The sequence below is a fragment of the Micromonospora lupini genome, assembly GCF_026342015.1.
Taxonomy (GTDB): Bacteria; Actinomycetota; Actinomycetes; order Mycobacteriales; family Micromonosporaceae; genus Micromonospora; species Micromonospora lupini_B.
On record NZ_JAPENL010000002.1, the window covers coordinates 545,641 to 560,800 of the forward strand.

A 15,160-nucleotide genomic window follows, 5' to 3' on the forward strand; every position below is an offset into this window, starting at 1 on the left:
GCCCCGGCCGCCGTTGGTTGGGGCGACCGTTGGCGACCAGCCGTTCTTCGGGTTGCCCCTGTGCGGTGTGAGCCCCACTTGACAGGACCGAAACAGAAGGGACCCGGACCGGAAACCGCCCGGCGGCACGCTTTCTGGACATGACAGACGGTGCACAGCCGGCAACTCGACCGGGGCGGACCCCCCGGGAGGTGGCGACGCACTGCCCGTACTGCGCCCTCCAGTGCGGGATGACGCTGCGCGAGGACGACGCCGGGGTGAGCGTGCTCCCCCGCCAGTTCCCCACCAACCGGGGCGGGCTCTGCCAGAAGGGCTGGACGTCCGCCGAGCTGCTCGACCACCCGGACCGGCTGACCACCCCACTGCTGCGCGACCCGGTCAGCGGCGAACTGCGCCCGGCGACCTGGGACGCCGCCCTGGACCGGGTCGCCAGCGGTCTGCGCGCCATCCAGGACAGCTCCGGTCGGGACGCGGTCGCCGTCTTCGGCGGCGGCGGATTGACGAACGAGAAGGCGTACGCGCTCGGAAAGTTCGCCAGGGTCGCGCTGCGCACCCGCAACATCGACTACAACGGACGGTTCTGCATGTCCTCGGCGGCCGCCGCCGGGCTGCGCGCCTTCGGCGTCGACCGGGGGCTGCCGTTTCCGCTTGCCGACCTCGGCCGGGCCGACACACTCCTGCTTGTCGGCGCCAACCCGGCGGAGACCATGCCGCCGCTGGTGCGGTGGCTCACCGAGCAGCGCCGGGGTGGCGGCCGGCTCATCGTCGTCGACCCCCGCGTCACCGCCACCGCCCGCCAGGCCGACCTGCACCTGCAACCGCTGCCGGGCACCGATCTCGCGGTGGCCAACGCGCTGCTGCACATCGCGGTCACCGAGGGCTGGGTCGACCAGGCGTACGTGGCCGAGCGGACCAGCGGCTTCGACGCGGTCCGCCGCAGCGTCGCCGCCTGGTGGCCGGCCCGCGCGGAACAGCTCTCCGGCGTGCCGGTGGCCGACCTGGAGGCGACCGCCCGGGCGCTGGGCACCGGCGGCCGCGTGATCATCCTGACCGCGCGCGGCGCCGAGCAGCACGCCAAGGGCGTCGACACCGTCAGCGCGTACGTCAATCTCGCTCTCGCTCTCGGCCTGCCCGGCCGCGAGGGCTCGGGGTACGGCTGCCTCACCGGCCAGGGCAACGGTCAGGGCGGGCGGGAGCACGGGCAGAAGGCCGACCAGCTCCCCGGCTACCGCAAGATCGACGACCCGGCGGCCCGGGAGCACGTCGCCGGTGTGTGGGGCGTGCCGGCCGACGACCTGCCCGGCCCCGGCGTGCCGGCCTACCGACTGCTCGACTCGCTCGGCACCGCGGACGGCCCTCGGGCGTTGCTGGTGTTCGGTTCGAACCCGGTGGTCTCCGCTCCCCGGGCAGCCCGGATCGAGGGCCGGCTGCGCGACCTCGACCTGCTGGTCGTCGCCGACCTGCTGCTCTCCGAGACGGCGGCGCTTGCCGACGTGGTGCTGCCCACCGCGCAGTGGGCCGAGGAGGACGGCACCATGACCAACCTGGAGGGCCGCGTGCTGCGTCGACGGGCGCTGCGCCCACCTCCGCCTGGCGTCCGGACCGACCTGGCCATCCTCTCCGACCTGGCGGCGCGGCTGGCCCCGGACCAGGCGGCCGCCACCGTCGCGACGGCGCGGTTTCCGGTCGACCCGGCCACCGTGTTCGCCGAGCTGCGCCGCGCCTCCGCCGGTGGGGTCGCCGACTACGCCGGGATCAGCTGGGACCGGATCGACGCCGACGACGGCGTCTTCTGGCCCTGCCCCAGCGCGGACGGGCCGGACACACCACGGCTCTTCGCCGACCGGTTCGGCACCCCGGACGGCCGGGCCCGGTTCCACGCCGTGGACCACAGGCCCGCCGCCGAGGAGGTCTGCGCCACGTACCCCCTGCACTTCACCACCGGCCGGGTGCTGGCCCAGTACCAGTCCGGCACGCAGACCCGCCGGGTGGCCGCGCTGCGCCGCGCCGCGCCCGAGGCGTTCGTCGAGCTGCACCCCGACCTGGCGGCCCGGCTGGGCATCGACGACGGCGACCCGGTGCGGGTCACGTCCCGCCGGGGTGAGCTGCGCGCGCCGGCCCGCCTCAGCACGGGGATCCGACCGGACACGGTCTTCGCGCCGTTCCACTGGCCCGGCGCCGGCCGGGCCAACTCGGTGACCAACGACGCGGTGGACCCGATCTCCGGGATGCCCGAGTTCAAGATCTGCGCGGTCCGGGTGGAGAAGGCATGACGGCACGAGTGGTGATCGTCGGCAACGGGATGGCCGGTGCCCGGCTCGCGGCCGAGCTGCACGCCCGCGAGGGCGACCGGAAGGTGACAGTGCTCGGAGCGGAGCCGCACCGCGCGTACAACCGGATCATGCTCTCCACGCTGCTGGCGGGCCGGATCGCCGAACCGGACGTGGAGCTGACCGAGGCCGCCGGGCACGGCATCGACATGCGTCCCGGCGTGCCGGTGGCCGCTGTGGACCGGTCCGCCCGCGAGGTCCGCACCGGCGACGGCGAACGGATCTCCTACGACCATCTGGTGCTGGCCACCGGCGCGCGGGCGGTGGTGCCGCCGCTGCCCGGCCTCGACCCGACCGACCTGCCGCGGCGGGTCGTCCCCTTCCGGACCCTGGACGACTGCCGCCGGATCCTCGCCGTGGCGGACGGCGCGCGCAGCGCCCTCGTGCTCGGCGGTGGGCTGCTCGGCCTGGAGGCCGCCCGGGGCCTGGCGACACGCGGGCTCGCCACCACAGTGGTGCACCACACCGGGCACCTGATGGAGCGGCAGCTCGACCCCGGGGCCAGCGCGGTGCTCGCCGGGACGCTCGCCGGGCTCGGCGTCACCATCCAGCTCGCGGTGCCGGCGACCGGAGTCGTCGCCGACGACACAGGCGTCCGCCTCGACCTGGCCGACGGCCGGTCGCTGCACGCCGACCTGCTGGTGCTCTCCTGCGGGGTACGCCCGGACACCGCCCTCGCGCAGGCCGCCGGGCTGACGGTGCGACGCGGTGTGGTGGTGGACGACCGGCTGCGCACCAACGACCGGAGCGTCTCGGCGATCGGCGACTGCGCCGAACACGACGGCACGCTCACCGGACTCGTCGCACCCGCCTGGGCCCAGGCCCGGGTGCTCGCCGACGTGCTCACCGGCACCGACCCGCTGGCCCGCTACCGACCCCGGCCGGTGGTGACGCGACTCAAGGCAGCCGGGATCGACCTGGCCGCGATGGGCGACGCGGCGGGCGGCGGGCCGGGCGAGGAGCTGACCTTCGCCGACCCGGCCCGGGGTACGTACGCCCGCCTACGGATCCACGACGAACGGCTGATCGGCGCGATCCTGCTCGGCGACAACCCGGCGGTCGGCACGGTGATCCAGCTCTTCGACAGGGGTCACCCGGTGCCGACCGACCGGCGGGCCCTGCTGCTGGGCCGCGCGCTCGGCGGGGCCGGCGCGGCGCCGAGCGCGTCACCGGCGCTGATGCCGGACGCGGCAGTCGTCTGCCAGTGCAACACCGTGACCAAGGGAGCGCTCGTGCGCTGCTGGCGCTCCGGCGCGCGGACCGTCGACGCGGTGGCGGCGGGGACCCGGGCCGGCACCGGGTGCGGCGGGTGCCGGGATGCGGTAGGCGGCATCGTCGACTGGCTGTCCGAGGCGGAATCTGTGGAGGTGACGCGATGAGCGGTCAGGACCTGGTCGTCATCGGCAACGGCATGGTGGGGCAGCGCTTCGTCGACGCGCTACGCGCCCGCGACCCGCAGGGCCGTTGGCGGGTGACAGTGCTGGCCGAGGAGGGGCGTCCGGCGTACGACCGGGTGCGGCTCTCGGCGTACTTCGACGGGGTGAGCGAGGACGAGCTGAACGTGCACACCCCGCACGACGGGGTGCGGCTGCGCCTCGGTGAGCCGGCCACCGCAATCGACCGCGCCCGGCGGGTGGTGACCACCGCCGCCGGCGAGTACGCCTACGACGCGCTGGTGCTGGCCACCGGGTCATACCCGTTCGTGCCACAGGTGCCCGGCGCCGAGCTGCCCGGGGTCTTCGTCTACCGGACCCTGGACGACCTGGCGGCGATCCGGACGTACGCGCAGGGTCGACGGGTCGGCGCGGTGATCGGCGGCGGTTTGCTCGGGCTGGAGGCGGCGAACGCCCTGCGCCTGCTCGGCCTGAGCACCGACGTGGTGGAGTTCGCGCCCCGGCTGATGCCGGTGCAGGTGGACCAGGCCGGTGGCGCGATGCTGCGCCGCTACGTCGAGGAGCTGGGTGTGCGTACCCACCTCGGGGTGGCCACCACCGCGATCCGCGCCGGGGCCGACGGCGCGGTCGCCGCTCTGGAGCTGTCCGACGGCCGCGTGGTCGACGCCGAGCTGGTCGTGGTGGCCGCCGGCATCCGGCCCCGCGACGAGCTGGCACGGGCCGCCGGCCTGCCGCTGGGTCCGCGGGGTGGGGTGCTCGTCGACGAGACCTGCCGCAGCGCCGACGAGCACATCTGGGCCGTCGGCGAGTGCGCGGCTGTCGACGGCACCTGCCACGGCCTGGTCGCCCCCGGGTACGCGACGGCCGAGGTGGTCGCCGACCGGCTGGTCGGCGGCGCGGCGACCTTCCCGGGCGCGGACACCGCCACGAAGCTGAAGCTGCTCGGTGTCGACGTGGCGTCGTTCGGCGACGCACACGGTGCCACCGAGGGCTGCCTGGACGTCACGTTCACCGACCCGGCCACCCGGGTCTACGCGAAACTGGTCCTCTCCGACGACGCGCACACCCTGCTGGGCGGGGTGCTGGTGGGCGACGCCAGCGCGTACCCGACGTTGCGGGCCAGCGTGGGCGGCCCGCTGCCGGCTGCCCCACTGGCGCTGCTCGCCCCCGAGGGCGGCGGCGCGGACGCCGGAGCGCTTCCCGCCACCGCCCAGGTCTGCTCCTGCAACGCGGTCACCCGCGGTGACGTGGACGACGCCATCGCGGGCGGCTGCGCGGACGTGCCGGCGTTGAAGGCGTGCACCCGTGCCGGCACGAGCTGCGGCTCCTGCGTGCCGATGCTGAAGCAGCTCCTGGACGCGGCCGGGGTGGCGCAGTCCACAGCGCTGTGCGAGCACTTCGACGTCAGCCGGCGGGAGCTGTTCGAGATCGTCCGCGTCCGTGGCATCCGCACGTTTTCCCAGCTCATCGCCGAGCACGGTCGGGGACGCGGCTGCGACATCTGCAAGCCGGTGGTGGCGTCGATCCTCGCGTCGCTGGGCAGCGGGCACGTGCTCGACGGCGAGCAGGCGTCGTTGCAGGACACCAACGACCACTTCCTGGCCAACCTGCAACGCGACGGCAGCTACTCGGTGGTGCCCCGCATCCCCGGCGGCGAGATCACCCCGGAGAAGCTGATCGTCATCGGCGAGGTCGCCCGGGACTTCCAGCTCTACACGAAGATCACCGGCGGGCAGCGGATCGACCTGTTCGGCGCCCGGGTCGAGCAGCTACCGCAGATCTGGCGGCGCCTGGTGGACGCAGGTTTCGAGTCCGGCCACGCGTACGGCAAGGCGCTGCGCACCGTGAAGTCCTGCGTCGGCGAGACCTGGTGCCGGTACGGGGTGCAGGACTCGGTGGGGCTGGCCGTGGCGCTGGAGCTGCGCTATCGCGGACTGCGCGCGCCGCACAAGCTCAAGTCGGCGGTCTCCGGTTGCGCCCGGGAGTGCGCCGAGGCCCGCAGCAAGGACTTCGGCATCATCGCCACCGAGACCGGCTGGAACCTCTACGTCGGCGGCAACGGCGGCTTCCGGCCCCGCCACGCCGACCTGTTCGCCACCGACCTGTCCACCGAGGAGCTGGTCACGCTCATCGACAGGTTCCTGATCTACTACATCCGCACCGCCGACCGGCTGCAACGCACCGCGGGATGGATCGAGGCCATGGACGGCGGCCTGGACCACCTGCGCGCGGTCATCGTGGACGACTCGTTGGGGCTCTGCGCCGACCTGGACGCGGCGATGGCCCGGCACGTGACGTCGTACTCCGACGAGTGGCGCGACGTGCTCGACGACCCGGAGCGGCTGCGCCGCTACACCTCCTTCGTCAATGCCCCCGACGTGCCCGATCCGTCGATCACCTTCGCCGTGGAACGCGGCCAGCCGGTGCCGGCACGGGCCCTGACGACCACCCGGTCCACGCCGGCAGACGCCCGCCGGCAACCCGTCACACTCGGCCTTCCGGAGGTACGGCGATGACCCACACGACCACGCTCGACTGGACCGCTGTCTGCCCCCTCGACCGGCTGGAGCCCAACCGGGGCGTCGCCGCCCTGGTCGACGGCGTGCAGGTCGCCCTCTTCCACACCGTGGACGGGCTGTTCGCGATCGACAACCGCGACCCGGTCTCCGGGGCGTACGTGCTGTCGCGGGGCATCGTGGGCAGCCGCGGCGGTGTACCGACGGTTGCCTCGCCGCTGCACAAGCAGGTGTACGACCTGCGCAACGGCGACTGCCTCGACCTGCCCGGGATGGCGGTGGCCCGGCACGACACGCGCTGCCATGACGGGATCGTCGAAGTGCGGTTGCGACGGGAGGGCTGATGCGGGAAGAACTGGCCGGCTTCACCATCGGGGTGACCGCCGACCGGCGGCGCGACGAGTTGGCCGCGCTGCTCGAACGCCGGGGCGCCCGCGTGGTGCTCGCCCCGGCGCTGCGGATCGTGCCGCTGTCCGACGACACGGAACTGCGCGAGGCGACCCGCGCCTGCCTGGACCAGCCACCTGACATCCTGATGGCCAACACCGGCATCGGGATGCGCGGGTGGCTGGAGGCCGCCGAGGGCTGGGGGCTGGCCGAACCACTGCGTTCGGTGCTCGCCAGCTCGTACGTCGTCGCCCGGGGCCCGAAGGCGCGCGGCGCGATCCGGGCGGCCGGGCTGCACGACCAGTGGTCACCGGCGTCGGAGAGCTGCGACGAGGTGGTCGATCACCTGCGCCGGCGCGGCGTGGCCGGGCAGGTGATCGCCATGCAGTTGCACGGTGAGCGGCAGCCCGAGTGCACGCTCGCGTTGGAGGCGGCCGGCGCGACCGTGATCGAGGTGCCGGTCTACCGCTGGGCGCCGCCTACCGACCCGGCGCCGCTGCACCGGCTGATCGACCTGATCACCGGCCGGCTGGTGGACGCGGTGACGTTCACCTCGGCGCCGGCGGTCGAGGCGCTGCTGCGGGCCGCCGGGGACCGTACCGACGCGGTGGTGTCCGCGTTCCGCGGCGACGTGCTGGCCAGCTGCGTCGGCGCGGTGACCGCCGAACCGTTGCTGCGCCACGGGGTGCCGGTGAGCGCTCCTGCCCGGGCCCGGCTGGGCGCGTTGGTGCGGACCATCGTCGACGAGCTGCCCCGCCGGACCGTGACGTTCAAGGCCGGCGGGCACCTGCTCACCCTGCGCGGGCACGCCGCGGTGATCGACGGCGAGCTACGCCCTCTCGCTCCCGCCCCGATGGCGGTGCTGCGGGCGCTGGCCCAGGCCCCCGGGCGGGTGCTGTCGCGCACGGCGCTGCTGCGGACCCTCCCCCGGGGCGCCGACGAGCACGCGGTGGAGATGGCCGTGGCACGCCTACGGGCCGGCCTGCGCGCGCCGCGCGTGGTGCAGACAGTGGTGAAGCGCGGCTACCGGCTCCGGGTCGACTAGGGCACGCCCTGAACGCGTCGTGGCCGGCCCAGGCGAGCCGGCCACGACGCGGCGGTTCAGCCGACCGGCGTGGGGAAGCCCCGACCGTGCTCGGCCTGGAGCCGGAGCATGGCGTGCTCGACCACAGTCACCAGCACCTGCTTGACCGAGTCCCGGTGCCGGGCGTCGGTCATCACCAGCGGCACCTGCGGCGAGATGGCCAACGCCTCGCGGACCTCCTCCAGCTCGTACTGGGGAGCGCCGTCGAACCGGTTCAGCGCCACCACGTACGGCAGGTTGCGGTTCTCGAAGTAGTCCAGCGGGGCGAACGCGTCGGTGATCCGGCGGGTGTCCACCAGGACGGCCGCACCCACCGCGCCTCGGATGATCTCGTCCCACATGAACCAGAAGCGGGTCTGACCCGGGGTACCGAACAGGTACAGGATCAGGTCCTGGGCCATGGTGATCCGGCCGAAGTCCATGGCGACGGTGGTGGTCTCCTTGCCCGGCACCTTGGACGGGTCGTCGATGCCGACACCCGCGGCGGTCATCACCGCCTCGGTCGTCAGCGGCGTGATCTCGGAGATCGAGCCGACGAGGGTCGTCTTACCGACGCCGAAGCCGCCCGCGACAACGATCTTCGCGGAGACGATTCCCCGGCCCGGCCGCCCCCCAGCGGGGTCATAGCCTGCGAAGTCCACTTAGCACCCTTCCAAGCAGTTCCATCCGCTCCTCGAACCCCTCGGCGGGAGCAGCAGTGTGTAACGTCAGCAGGCTCTCGGCCACCATGTCGGCGACCAGTACCCGGGCGACGCCCAGCGGCATCCGGGTGTACGCGGCGATCTCCGCCAGCGACTGTGCACGGCCCTCGCAGACCGTGGCGATGCGGTGCTTGTCGTGCCCCGCGAAGCGGGACTCGGCAACCTGGGTGGGAGAAGCCGTGAGGACCGCCTCGAGAGCGATGTCCTGCCGGGGCTCGGTACGACCACGGGTGACCGCGTACGGGCGTACGAGAGCGCCGCGCGGGTCAGCGCGCCGTTGGTCCATCCACGATCACCTCCTCGTCCCCAGCGGAGCCGGTCCACACCGCCTCCCATCCCTGTTCCGGCGCGCGGCCGCGCGTCGGGTCTTCCTGGCGCTACGAGCGCACCGCGTCCCTCGGCAGCGGCACCAACGCGGCGCCGACCCGCTCCACGAGCAGTGCCATCTCGTAGCCCACCTGGCCCACGTCGCAGCTCCGCGCGGCAAGCACGGCCATCGACGAGCCGTCGCTGATCGACATGAGGAAGAGGTAACCGCTGTCCATCTCGATGACTGTCTGCAACACCCCGCCCGCGCTGAACATCCGGGCCGCGCCCTCGGTCAGGCTCACCACGCCGGAGGTGATCGCGGCGAGCTGGTCCGCCCGGTCCCCCGGCAGGTCCCGGGAGGACGCGAGCAGAAGCCCGTCGGCGGACACCGCCACCACGTGGGCGATACCCGCCACGCTGTCGGCGAAGTTGGTGAGCAGCCAACCCATGTCCTGCATGGCAGCTGGCCTGTTCATCGGCTCTCCTTGGTCGAGGTGCTGTTCAGGTCCGTGCCGGCCGTCCGACCACGCTGCACGCCGCGGTGGTAGGCCGACAACAGGCCGCGTACTTCATCGGGGGTCCGCCGGCTGCGGTCCCGGCCACCCTTCGGTTCGATGCCACCCGGCACGAGCTGTGCCTGCGGCACCCGCTTGGGCAGACCCGAGCGGGTGGTGCCGGCGGCGGCCGGCTCCGCGGCCCGGCTGGCCAGCGACCAGCCCTCGTCGGCCGCCGTCCGCCAGGCGTCCGAGTCCGTGGCCGGCGGTGCCGTGCTCGCGGTGGCGGCCGGAGCGGGGGCCGCTGCCGGCGTCGTCCGGGCGGCCGGCGGCGGGGTGTACGACGGCGGTGGCTTCGGCGCCGAGGCGCCGCGACCGCCGGTGTTGGCGCCGGCGAATCCGTCCATGCTTCCCACGCTCTGCGCTCCGGTGCCCTCGGAACTGCCCGGGGTGCGGGTGGGCAGTGGCGGTCGGGCCGGCGCGGTCGCCGGCGCGGACGCGGTGGCCTGTTGGCCGCCGTTGGTCACGCGCGGGCCGGCGTCGGCGGGTGCGGGCGGTGTGTCGAACTGCGGCCGGGTGAAGATCGCGGTCGCGTCGTCGCCGTGCGACCGGAACCAGACCGCCTCCATCTCCCGGAAGATCGGCGCTTCGGCCGGGAACTCCGGGCGGGTGCTGACAGGTGCGGCGGGTGTCGGCGGCATGGCCGGCGGGGCGGGCCGCACGGGCGGGGCCGGCGGCGCGGGCGGCGCAGGCGGGGCGACCGCTCCGGGACCGGCGACCGGCCCGACGGGCAGCACCGGGGCGCTCCGACCGTCAGTGGTGTCGGCCGTCGAGCCGCGTCGAGGCAGGGCGTCGATGGTCGGGTACGCCACGGTCGGGCTGCCCAGCGAGGTGCCAGCGCCGTTGCTGTACGCCGGTCGGGCGGGCGGGACCGGGGTGGCCGGCGCGGCGGCGGGTGGCACCGTCGGGCGGGCCCCGCTGTAGCCGCCTGCCTGCACGGCCGGGGCGGTGTCCCGAGCGTCGACCGGAGACTGCCACTGCGCGGGCGCCGGGGTGTTGGTCCGCCACTGGTCGGGCAGCGTCGCCGCCGCGGTGGTGGCGCCGGCGTACGACTCGGCGTGGTTGACCGGGGTGAGCGGCGTCTGCTCGACAGCCATCGGCTGGCGCGGACGGGTGAGCACCTGGTCGCGGCCCCGGTTGCTGGGCAGGAGCACGGTGGCGGCGGGCAGCGTCACCTGGGCGACGGTGCCGCCCTCCACGTTGCGGCGCAGCTCCACCCGGATGCCGTAGCGGGAGGCGAGCCGGCTCACCACGGCCAGACCCATCAGCCGGAACGCGGCGACGTCCACGCTCGGCGGGGCGGCCAGCCGGCGGTTGAGCGAGTCGAGCTGCTCGTCGGTGAGGCCGAGCCCGCGGTCCTCGATCTGGATCAGGACGTAGTCGCGGATGCGGCGACCGTCGGCGACAACTGTCGTGTTCGGGGGCGAGAACCGGGTGGCGTTGTCCAGCAGCTCGGCGACGAGGCGTACCACGTCGTTGACCGCGTGCGCGGCCACCGAGATGTCGGTGTCGACGGTGCCGAACTCGATGCGGTTGTACAGCTCCACCTCGGACTGCGCGGCGCGCAGCACGTCCACGACCAAGGCGTCGTCGCGCCGCGGCACTGCGGAGTCGGCGCCGGCGAGGACCAGCAGGTTCTCGTCGTTGCGGCGCATTCGGGTGGCCAGGTGGTCCAGCTCGAAGAGCTGGGCCAGCCGCTTCGGGTCCTCCTCGCCGCGCTCGATCGCGTCCAGCTCGCCGATCATCCGGTCGACGAGGGTCTGACTGCGGCGGGCCAGGTTGAGGAACATCGCCGAGACGCTGGTACGCAGTGCGGCCTGCTCGGCGGCGACCCGCACCGCCTCCCGGTGGACGACGTTGAAGGCCAACGCCACCTGGCCGACCTCGTCACGGCTGTTCAGTTGGATCGGGTCCCGGACCTGGCGGACGATCTCGTCCACGCCACCGTCACCCACGCTGCCCATGTTCTGCAGTCGCTGCACGGCGTCGGGCAGGTCGTGGTTGGCCACCGAGAGCGCGCCCTCGCGCAGCCGGCGCAGGGAGTGGTTGAGCGACCGGGCCAGCACCACGGCCAGCGACACGGCGATGATCAGGGTGAGCAGCACCAGGATCGACTCGACCACGGCCTGCCGGATGACGTCCGAGCGCGCCTGGTCGGCCTGCTCGAACAGTCGGTCCTGCAGTTGGATCTCGGCCCAGCGCATCAGGTCGTTCACCGCACCGATGGCGGCGGTGGCGTCCTGTGCGCTGACCAGCGGGCGCTGCCCGACGGAGCGGGTGATGTCGGTGGCGACCCGGTCGGAGAGGCCGACGGCGTCACCGGAGACGGTGCTGTCGACGAGGGCCCGCTGCACGGGGTCTGCCGCGAGCGAGAAGGCGACCAGGGCCTCCTGCTGGCTGGTGAGCGTGGCCACGAAGGAGGAGAACTGCTCCGGGTCGAGCTGGCCGGCGGTCAGCGCCGTGAAGGCGACCGCCTCCTCCTCGGCGACGGACGCCTTGGCGCGGGCGAACGCGGCGACCGCCCGACGGCTGTCCGACAGGCTCTCGTCGCCTGGCAACTGGGCCAGCCCGTCGCCGTAGGAGACCAGGTCGGTGAGGATGACGCCGTAGCGCAGCACCGCCTCGGCGACCGCCATCTGCCGGCGGTCCAGCACCTCCTGACGGGTGCCGTCCAGGGTGGACAGGTGGTCGTCGATCGCCGCCAGCCGGTCCTGCAACGCCGCCGGCACCTCGCCGATCCGGCCCCGCTCGGCCCGGTACTCGTCCACGCGCTGCTGCGTCTGGCGCACCCGCAGGTTGTACGCGTCGGCCGGCTGCTGGGGAGCGGCCAGGTAGGCCGCCGCGGCCATCCGCTCGGCCTGGAGATCCTGGGTCAGCGCGCTGACGTCGATGGACAGCGCGGTGAGCGACCGGGCCCGGGTGGCGTCGTAGGCGCCCTCGCCCACCGAGATGAGCCGGACGGTGGCCAGCGCGATGACGGCGGCCACCGGAACGACCAGAATCAGCGCCAGCTTGGACCGGATCCGGGCGTCCCGCAGTCTCGGCAGACGCCGGCGCGCAGGCCGAGCTTTCTCGCCGAGCGCGGGCAGGGTCGTCGGTCCGGTGCTCACGACATCGCCTCCGTCGTTTCTTCCCCGCCTGGCCCGCCGAACCGTGCCGTAAGCGGAGGGGACCACGCGCGGCACGGCCGCGATTTCATCAGAGAAGATCGTGTTTGGGAAGCCGCAGTGAGGTAGGAAACGGTCGGACGGCGCGGAACCCCTGATCCGGTCAACTGATACCTTCATTTCCGCAAGCCCCTGAACAGGGCATGTAACTCCAGAGTGGTCACGCGTGTATGCAAAGTGAGCTTTTGCAAACATTGCGTTACCCCAGCATGTGGGATGGCCGTCCCGAAAATGCAACCGGGGTCCGCGCTTGACCACAGCGCCGGCCATTGGCAAGGTTTTGCAGGCTTCGCGCACACACCGTACGGCAGAGGAGATCCCGTCCTCCACTGAGGACGGATTAGCGGCGGTGACCGGGCAGCGCCCGCGCCCGCACCTGGAGGACTGAGTTGAGCCCCATCCGCTCCGCGACCATCGCGGCGCTCGCATCGGCCGTAGTGGCCACCACGCTCACCGGCTGCCAGTTCGGCGGGGCGGAGCAGGACACGAGTCCGATCGTGATCGCCGCGGACCTCGAACTCTCCGGCGCCGCCGCCCCCGTTGGCCGCGCATACCAGCGGGCCTTGGAACTCAAGGTCGAGCAGTTGAACTCCTCCGGCGCACTGAACGACCGGAAGATCGAACTGAAGGTGAAGGACAACCGTTCCGACGCCGCCGAGTCACTGCGCAACATCGCCGACTTCAGCAGCGATTCCCGGGTCAGCGCCATCGTCATGGGCGGCTGTAACGAATGTGCGGTCGGCGCCGTCGGTGTCATCAACGACAAGCGGATTCCGACCATTGCGCTCGCCGCTTCCGGTGCGATCGCGAGCCCGGTCGCCCAGCGACGTTACGTGTTCAAGCTGGGCCCGAACGCGGCGGACAGCGCCGCCGCGCTCACCACCGAACTGCGCCGCAAGAACGTCCGCAAGGTGGGCCTGCTCGCCAGCAACGACGACTACGGCCGCGAGGGTGTGGTCGCGTTGCGCCGCGAACTGACCAAGGCCAACATCAAGGTCGCCGGCGAGGAGTCGGTGAAGACCACCGACACCGAGGTCGCCCTGCAGGTCGGCAAGCTCACCAAGCTCAGGCCCGACGCGCTTGTCGTCTGGACCCCACCGGAGCAGGCCGCGCTGGCCGCGACCAGCGCTCAGCAGGCCGCGTTCCGGGGGTCGCTCTTCTTCGACGCGGGAGCGGCCGGCGACCTCTTCCTCGGCGCGGCGGCCCGGGCCACCGAAAAAGCAACGATGATCTTCACGCAGACCATGGTGATCGACGACGTGATCGCCACCACACCGGCGAAGGCTGCCCGGCGGCAGTGGTTCCAGGACTACACCGCACGCTTCGGTGGCTACAACGGATCCTCGTCCTTCGCCGCCGACGCCATCCAGCTGATCGCCGACGCCGAACTGCGTGCCGGCGGCCCGGCCGGGAAGGTCGACCGGAACGGCATCCGCGACGTGCTGGAGACGTCCCAGATCGACGGTCTCTCCGGCCCGATCCGCATGACGCCCGACAACCACTCCGGCCTCATGCCGCAGGCGCTCACCACGCTTGTCGCCCGCAACGGTCGTTGGCGGTTGGCGGGGTAGCCGGCTTTCGTCGTGCTCCGGGTCGGGGGTTGTGGCCTACCGCGCCCGGCTCCGGGCGGTCAGGCTTGATCCCTGCGCCGGGCGCGGTAGGCCACAACCCCTCCGCGTCACTGGCAGTCAAAGGGCCGGCCTCCTTGTGGGGGCCGGCCCTTCTGCGTTGCCCTTGTTCGCTTCGCTCTGCCGGACGGGTCAGCGGCTGCTTGTGGTTTCGCGTACCCAGGGCAGGGCGATCCGCTCGATGAGCACGAGCGCGGAGTAGAGCAGGATGCTCACCAGCGCCACCAGCATGATCGCCGCCCAGGCCGTGGCGGTGTCGCCGACGCCCGCGTACTGGGTGATCACGTAACCCAGGCCGCGTTCGCCGGCCTGGAACTCACCGATCACCGCGCCGATGGCGGCAAGCGGCATGGCCACCTTGAGCCCGACGAAGATCTGCGGCAGCGCCGCCGGGAACCGCACCTTGCGGAACGCCTGCCAGCGGGACGCATTCCACGACCGCACCAGCTCGGCCAGGTCGGACGGCGTGGTGGTCAATCCCGTCGCGGTGGACAGCACGATGGGGAAGAAGCAGAGCAGGAACACCATGGTCAGGATCGGCTTCTGGCCCCAGCCCAGCGCCACCACAAGCAGCGGCCCCAGGGTGATCTTCGGCACGGCGTTCACCGCTACCAGCAGCGGGGTGAACATCCGCTCGACCGTCTGGGAGCTGGCCAGGGACAGGCCGATCAGGACACCGGCGGCGGCTGACAGGACGAAGCCGACCAGGATCTCCAGCAGGGTCGCCCAGGTGTGCTCAAGCATCTGGGCGGGCTTGTCGACGAACGCGGTGAGCACGTCCCCAGGCGGCGGCAGGGCGGCCGGGTGGACCAGCTCCAGCCGGGCGATCAGCCACCAGGCGGCCAGGGCCACCACGAGGCCGGCCGCGGGCAGCAGCGCCGCCCCGGTCCCCGCGCGCAGGCCGGCGCCCCGACCCGCCCGACGCGCCTCCCGGCCGGCGCCCGGGGGTGGGGGCGCCGTCACCGCCGGCTCGGCTGAGCGGACGTCGGTCATCTTGTCCTCCTCGTGATTCGCCGGCCGCGGGGGCCGACGAGCGACGGGGGTACGTCCCACCGGATCCGGCGGGACGTACCCCCTGGTGACGACCGGA

The 15,160-nt window shown here is 73.1% G+C and carries 11 protein-coding genes; 6 read left to right on the top strand and 5 right to left on the bottom strand.

Annotated features, from left to right (window positions below):
- The first annotated feature begins 140 nt into the window (after positions 1-140).
- The 5 genes from OOJ91_RS17350 to OOJ91_RS17370 are packed head-to-tail and all read left to right on the top strand — an operon-like array spanning position 141 to position 7,672.
- On the top strand, positions 141-2,273 hold the full coding sequence (locus tag OOJ91_RS17350) for a molybdopterin oxidoreductase family protein (protein ID WP_266246211.1): 2,133 nt from the start codon (positions 141-143) through the stop codon (positions 2,271-2,273).
- Entirely contained in the window at positions 2,270-3,709 is a 1,440-nt protein-coding gene (locus OOJ91_RS17355; protein WP_266246214.1) for an FAD-dependent oxidoreductase, read from the top strand. The genes OOJ91_RS17350 and OOJ91_RS17355 overlap by 4 nt, the downstream gene beginning before the upstream one ends.
- Positions 3,706-6,240, top strand: coding sequence for a nitrite reductase large subunit NirB (gene nirB / locus OOJ91_RS17360; RefSeq protein WP_266246216.1), 2,535 nt, complete (start codon positions 3,706-3,708; stop codon positions 6,238-6,240). The genes OOJ91_RS17355 and nirB overlap by 4 nt, the downstream gene beginning before the upstream one ends.
- The gene (gene nirD / locus OOJ91_RS17365) at positions 6,237-6,584 is read left to right on the top strand and encodes a nitrite reductase small subunit NirD (protein ID WP_266246218.1); all 348 of its coding nucleotides are present in this window, start codon (positions 6,237-6,239) and stop codon (positions 6,582-6,584) included. Before nirB ends, nirD begins: the two co-directional genes overlap by 4 nt.
- The gene (locus OOJ91_RS17370; RefSeq protein WP_266246219.1) at positions 6,584-7,672 is read left to right on the top strand and encodes a uroporphyrinogen-III synthase; all 1,089 of its coding nucleotides are present in this window, start codon (positions 6,584-6,586) and stop codon (positions 7,670-7,672) included. The genes nirD and OOJ91_RS17370 overlap by 1 nt, the downstream gene beginning before the upstream one ends.
- Positions 7,673-7,728: 56 nt before the next feature.
- Here OOJ91_RS17370 and OOJ91_RS17375 read toward each other — a convergent pair whose 3' ends face one another.
- From OOJ91_RS17375 to OOJ91_RS17390, 4 genes are all read right to left on the bottom strand, one after another.
- Positions 7,729-8,352 (bottom strand): GTP-binding protein, encoded by a 624-nt coding sequence (locus OOJ91_RS17375; RefSeq protein WP_266246220.1) that lies wholly within the window; start codon positions 8,350-8,352, stop codon positions 7,729-7,731.
- Complete coding sequence (locus OOJ91_RS17380; protein WP_007465174.1) at positions 8,333-8,698, bottom strand: DUF742 domain-containing protein; 366 nt, start codon at positions 8,696-8,698, stop codon at positions 8,333-8,335. The genes OOJ91_RS17375 and OOJ91_RS17380 overlap by 20 nt, the downstream gene beginning before the upstream one ends.
- A 91-nt stretch (positions 8,699-8,789) precedes the next feature.
- The gene (locus OOJ91_RS17385; protein WP_007465177.1) at positions 8,790-9,197 is read right to left on the bottom strand and encodes a roadblock/LC7 domain-containing protein; all 408 of its coding nucleotides are present in this window, start codon (positions 9,195-9,197) and stop codon (positions 8,790-8,792) included.
- On the bottom strand, positions 9,194-12,385 hold the full coding sequence (locus OOJ91_RS17390; RefSeq protein ID WP_266246231.1) for a sensor histidine kinase: 3,192 nt from the start codon (positions 12,383-12,385) through the stop codon (positions 9,194-9,196). Before OOJ91_RS17390 ends, OOJ91_RS17385 begins: the two co-directional genes overlap by 4 nt.
- A 446-nt stretch (positions 12,386-12,831) precedes the next feature.
- Here OOJ91_RS17390 and OOJ91_RS17395 point away from each other — a divergent pair, with 446 nt between their 5' ends.
- Complete coding sequence (locus OOJ91_RS17395) at positions 12,832-14,013, top strand: ABC transporter substrate-binding protein (RefSeq protein WP_266246232.1); 1,182 nt, start codon at positions 12,832-12,834, stop codon at positions 14,011-14,013.
- A 189-nt stretch (positions 14,014-14,202) separates the two neighbouring features.
- Here the strand turns inward: OOJ91_RS17395 and OOJ91_RS17400 are convergent, their stop codons facing one another.
- Positions 14,203-15,063, bottom strand: coding sequence for an ABC transporter permease (locus tag OOJ91_RS17400; protein WP_266246234.1), 861 nt, complete (start codon positions 15,061-15,063; stop codon positions 14,203-14,205).
- Positions 15,064-15,160: the final 97 nt, after the last annotated feature.

Excerpts from the sequence above, each read along its gene's own strand:
- OOJ91_RS17350 (WP_266246211.1), top strand. The coding sequence starts at position 141 with ATGACAGACGGTGCACAGCCGGCAACTCGACCGGGGCGGACCCCCCGG.
- OOJ91_RS17355 (WP_266246214.1), top strand. The coding sequence starts at position 2,270 with ATGACGGCACGAGTGGTGATCGTCGGCAACGGGATGGCCGGTGCCCGG.
- nirB (WP_266246216.1), top strand. The coding sequence starts at position 3,706 with ATGAGCGGTCAGGACCTGGTCGTCATCGGCAACGGCATGGTGGGGCAG.
- nirD (WP_266246218.1), top strand. The coding sequence starts at position 6,237 with ATGACCCACACGACCACGCTCGACTGGACCGCTGTCTGCCCCCTCGAC.
- OOJ91_RS17370 (WP_266246219.1), top strand. The coding sequence starts at position 6,584 with ATGCGGGAAGAACTGGCCGGCTTCACCATCGGGGTGACCGCCGACCGG.
- OOJ91_RS17380 (WP_007465174.1), bottom strand. The coding sequence starts at position 8,698 with ATGGACCAACGGCGCGCTGACCCGCGCGGCGCTCTCGTACGCCCGTAC.
- OOJ91_RS17385 (WP_007465177.1), bottom strand. The coding sequence starts at position 9,197 with ATGAACAGGCCAGCTGCCATGCAGGACATGGGTTGGCTGCTCACCAAC.
- OOJ91_RS17400 (WP_266246234.1), bottom strand. The coding sequence starts at position 15,063 with ATGACCGACGTCCGCTCAGCCGAGCCGGCGGTGACGGCGCCCCCACCC.